This is a genomic window from Marinilabilia sp., from assembly GCF_016278715.1.
In the GTDB taxonomy this organism is placed as follows: Bacteria; Bacteroidota; Bacteroidia; order Bacteroidales; family Marinilabiliaceae; genus Marinilabilia.
Map to the genome: position 1 here is coordinate 1 of NZ_JADQBH010000085.1, position 4930 is coordinate 4930.

Sequence of the window (4930 nt, forward strand, 5' to 3'; positions counted from 1 at the left end):
TGTGGAAGCTACCCCAGCCACTGCGACAAATGGCGGGTAATAGTGTTGCAACCTTTAAGCCGGGGGTGGCCTCTCTGAAAGTGAAACAGCTTCTTGAAATGAAGAAGTATAGCTTTGAGGAGGCTTTTGCCATATCGCGACAAGCACTGATGGATCCTCAATTGGAGGGGATGCTGAACCTTCAGAAGTTGCCATTACACAATCCTGTGGAGTGGCTGAAAGGTCAAAAAATGAGTGGGGATGCTGATGTGTTATCCAGAGTGTCGGTGGCGGAGATGACCACTTATATGCAGAATGTGCTGCTGCGCGATAGTGACCAGATGAGTATGGCTCATGCACTGGAGGTGAGAGTTCCATTTCTGGATCATGAACTGGTGGAGTATGTATTATCTCTTCCTGATGGAATTAAGAGTCCGGTTACGCCCAAAAAGCTTTTGGTGGAAAGTATGTCTGATTTATTGCCTGATTATATCGTGAATCGCCCCAAAATGGGGTTTGTTTTTCCCTGGCGGGACTGGCTGAAAGGAGAAATGCACGCTTATGCCGATGGGCGCATTCGATCCATTGCTCAGCGGGAACTTTTTAATGAAAACGGGGTGCTGGATATCTGGAACAGGTTCCTTAAGGGTGATGCGTCGGTGACGTTTTCACGGGTGTGGCCGCTGGTAGTGTTGGAGGAATGGGTTAGGGGATTAGGGGATTAGGCAAGTAGGCGAGTAGGGGATTAGGGGATTAGGCAAGTAGGCGAGTAGGGGATTAGGCAAGTAGGGGATTAGGCGAGTAGGCAAGTAGGGGATTAGGCTAGTAGAGATTAGGGAAGCAGAATATACAATATATTATGAACTTAACTTTTAACCCATGGAAAATTTTAGTTTCAAGAAATTATTGGTTTGGCAAAAAGGGATGACATTTGCTGAAAGGTGTCTTGATATTACTGAGTCGATCAAAGGACATTACCGACTTATGGAACAACTTGAAGCTGCGGCTGCATCTGTGCCGCAAAATATCTCTGAAGGTGAGGGCCGTTTTAGTATCAAGGATAATTTAAACTATTTGTTTTTCTCCCGGGGCTCTTTGTATGAATCAATTACCTTGCTGAATTTGTTGTTTTACAAGAAACTTATTTCACAGGATAAACTTGAAGAACAAGAAGGACTTGCCCTGGAAATAACAAAAATGATATCTGCTCTCATAACTCAAAAAAGGAAAAAACTCTAGCGGGTTAGGCGAGTAGGGGATTAGGCAAGAAATAAATAGGGGATTAGGCTAGTAGTAAATTGGGTGATTAGGCAAGAAATAAATAGGTGATTAGGCTAGTAGGGGATTAGGCTAGTAGAAAATTGGGAATGGCCCAAACTCTACTGGCCTACTGGCCTATTCTCTACTAGCCTACTAACCTAAAACCTAATTACTTTGCTGGCCCACTTTTTCGGATCATAACTAATTCCTAACTTCTGGCTGCAGACTGCCATTTCTCTGAGTTCAGCATCGTTCATATTCATGATTCTTGTTAGTGCTTTTTTAAGACTTTCTTTATCGTCATTTTGAAAAAGAAAGCCGTTTTTACCTTCTTCCAAAAAACGGGTGATACTACCAATCGCACTGGAACAGATCATGGGGAAGCCGGCTGCTGCCATCTCGTGTACAACCACTCCCCAGGGTTCGAAACGGCTGGGAAGGACAAATACTCCGGTCTCTTTGAGGGTTTTTTTAAGTTCTTGCGGTTGTAGAAAACCCAGATGTTTGATTTTTGGATGTTCCGGGCGTTGGTCGAAAAGTTCGCCTGTGCCGGCACACCAAAGCTCCCATTCGTTGGGCGATTCTTCCTGAAGTTCCATGAAGGCAGGAAAGAGGAGGTCGAGCCCTTTCTGGTGAACATACCGGCCTACGTATATCAGCTTTCGCGGATAGGGTTCTGCTTTTATTCGGTCCGATGCGGTGGGAGAGAAGAGTTTGACATCGGCCGAATAGAAACCTTCCGTAATTCTTTTTTTTCTAAAGCCCAGTTTTTGCGCATACTCTTTCTGAGGTTGTCCCGGTACCCAGGCGTGTGAGTAGGCGCGGTGCAACACCCATGGAGCTGCCAGTCGCATCAGATATTGTTTGGGCGTGCCCATCCAGTGATTGTCCATGGTCATAACTGTGGGGATGCTTCCCCTGAAAAAGCGGCAAACCGAAAGATATCCTTTATCCACCCATCCGCTGGAGATGATAATATCCGGACGGATGCTTTTGGCCAGGTTTTTTAATTGTGTATTACTGTAGTCGTTTCGCTCATAAAGGGTAACCCCCTCCGGAAAATCAAACTGAAAGGGGGCTTCTTTATTGACGGGCCAGCGAACGATGTGCACTGAATGCCCTTTATTTGTGAGCTCTTTTACGCCTGCAAGAAAATAGGAGGCGAGTTCGGTGTATAAAAAAAGTATGTTCATTTTTTTAGGTGATTAGATTTTAGGTGATTAGGGGATTAGGCTAGTAGGGGATTAGGCTAGTAGGGGATTAGGGGATTAGGCTAGTAGGTGATTAGGGGATTAGGGTAATAGGGTAGTAGGGTAATAGGTAAAAAGATTGTTTGGGGATAAGGTTAACATGTAAATGAATTTTTTCCTGCGCGCTACCCCCCTGTGAATAACTAATTCTACAGGGTAAACCTGACCCTCATGATAAAAAATGGTTTTACATGGTAAGCCTTTAAGGGGAACTCCGCGCTCGAATCTTTTTTTATAGTAACAGATTCTTCGCAAGCTCAGAATGACATAGTCCTGAGATGACAGAGAGAACCGGAGCCTGAAGGGCTCCTATGTTTATAGAAGATATCTCAACAGAAAAAACGACGCTGAAGGTGTCGAATAATTATAGGTGAGGATATGTTTATCCTTGTTGGCCCATTTCAGGGACAGGGGTGAATACATTTCAAGGTTTCTGTCACCGCTTCGCGGTTTCTTTTCTGCTCGCCTAATCCCCTACTCGCCTACTTGCCTACTTCCCTAATCTCCTAATTAGTACAACATTCCGAAGAGCCACAGCGGGATGGTACTTAGGGAACCACTTTCGATATTATCTTTCACAATAAAAGCATGATCAAGATTCCTGATTTGATGCTGTGTTTTGTTTTTACCCCCTATTTCAAAGGTGTACTTATTGTCAATGTAAAAGTCTCCCTTAGTGGGTAAGCTTACTTTATGGCCGACACTAATATGTTGTATGAAGAATGTTTCGCGCAAGTTGCCAATATCCGGTAATTCATTTGAGATGGCAAAAGCTAAATTGGTGTTATGTAACCAAATTTTATCGGGCTTGGTTAAGATACTAATGCTCTTATTTTGCTTGTAAATGATGTGCAATAGTTCAGCCTTATGAAGAAGATGCAAGGCTTGAACCAGTGAATTACGATTGATGGATATTTTATCAGCCAGCTTACTAATATTTGGTGTGTAAGGCACATTTGTAGCCAACACGTATAACAGGCGTTTGAATTTTGCAATATTTGAATATTCAATATTTTCGATGCTTTGTAAATCAATGTCTAATATTAAATTAATGGTGTTGTTTAATTGCTGATAGAATTCGTATTTATCATCCTCAAAATAAGGATAGGCTCCTGATTCGTAATAGGAATTCAGATATTTTAAAGGTTTAAAATATTTGGATAAGTCGTCACTTAATGAGGTGTGGTTCTTAATAATATCGTCTAACGAAATCGGTGGTAGCTTAATATGATGATAAAATTCCAGATACTCCCTGAATGATAGTTCTTTTAAGTGATAATTGAGAGCTCTCCTGCTTAAATCTGACTCCCCCTTGTATATGTCTAATACCGATGATGAGGTAAATATGACTTTCAGGTCGGGCAAATCATCGTATATCAATTTTAACTCCCTCGACCAGTTGGGGTATTTGTGAACTTCGTCTAATAAAAGCAGCTCTCCGCCTATTTGAGAGAAATTTTCAGCCAGGCTATAGAGGCTGTTTTCAGTAAAGAATAAATCATCTAAAGCTACATATAAAACTTCTTTACCGGATTGTTTAGCCAATTGAAGCAGTAGGGTGGTTTTTCCAACACCCCGTGCCCCCAATACAGAAATAAGTTGACTATTGCCATTGATCTGCTTAAATAGGTAACGATGAAACTCCTCGCTTACTGCTTGTATTTTCCTCCTCGATTTAATTAGTAATTTTTCCATTATTGCTATTGAGTTTAGCAAAAATAATAAAAAATGCTTTTGGTGAAAGCAAAACGCATAAAAAGAAGTGGAGATTTACTCTTTTTGAATCGTGGGCCAGCCCGACCCTCACTTTTATTATTTGTTACTTCTATTTGCTACCTTTCTGTCACCGCCCTGCGGTTTCTTTTTCTACTCGCCTAATTGCCTACTCGCCTACTTTCCTAATCTCCTAATCCCCTAATCCCGGGGATTAAAATCCCAGACAACAAAAGGGTCGTGCCTATGGCACTTTGAAGGCAATTCTGATTAAATCGCATATGATAGTTCCGAAGCAACGGTTGCTTTTGTTCTCCCGGAATTCATTTCGGGAATTTTCCATGAATAAAACTTCCCTGCCGCAGCTCCGCAGCTGAAATATAATTTGGTACTTCTTTTTTCTACCTTTCTGTTACCGCCCTGCGGTTTCTTTTTCTACTCGCCTAATTGCCTACTCGCCTACTTTTCTAATCCCCTAATCCCGGGGATTAAAATCCCAGACAACAAAAGCGGTCGTGCCTATGGCACTTTGAAGGCAATTTTGATAAAATTGCAAATGATAGTTCCGAAGGAACGGTTGCTTTTGTTCTCCCGGAATTTATTCCTGGAATTTTCTATGAATAAAACTTCCCTGTCGCAGCTCCGCATTTGAAATATTATTTGGTACTTCTTTTTTCTACCTTTCTGCCACCGCTCTGTTTCTTTTTCTACTCGCCTAATTGCCTACT

Annotated in this window: 4 protein-coding genes; 2 read left to right on the forward strand and 2 right to left on the reverse strand. The window is 42.0% G+C overall.

Annotation, left to right across the window (positions count from 1 at the left end):
* Together QZZ43_RS05375 and QZZ43_RS05380 are read left to right on the forward strand one after the other, a co-directional pair.
* The coding region (locus QZZ43_RS05375) for an asparagine synthase-related protein (RefSeq protein ID WP_291856900.1) at positions 1 to 704 on the forward strand (704 nt) is incomplete at its 5' end.
* 154 nt (positions 705 to 858) lie between these two features.
* Positions 859 to 1218 (forward strand): four helix bundle protein, encoded by a 360-nt coding sequence (locus QZZ43_RS05380; protein ID WP_291856901.1) that lies wholly within the window; start codon positions 859 to 861, stop codon positions 1216 to 1218.
* 179 nt (positions 1219 to 1397) lie between these two features.
* Here QZZ43_RS05380 and QZZ43_RS05385 read toward each other — a convergent pair whose 3' ends face one another.
* Together QZZ43_RS05385 and QZZ43_RS05390 are read right to left on the reverse strand one after the other, a co-directional pair.
* Positions 1398 to 2432: a glycosyltransferase family 4 protein gene (locus QZZ43_RS05385; protein WP_291856902.1), complete on the reverse strand. Its 1035-nt coding sequence runs from the start codon at positions 2430 to 2432 to the stop codon at positions 1398 to 1400.
* 567 nt (positions 2433 to 2999) lie between these two features.
* Complete coding sequence (locus QZZ43_RS05390; RefSeq protein WP_291856903.1) at positions 3000 to 4184, reverse strand: AAA family ATPase; 1185 nt, start codon at positions 4182 to 4184, stop codon at positions 3000 to 3002.
* Positions 4185 to 4930: the final 746 nt, after the last annotated feature.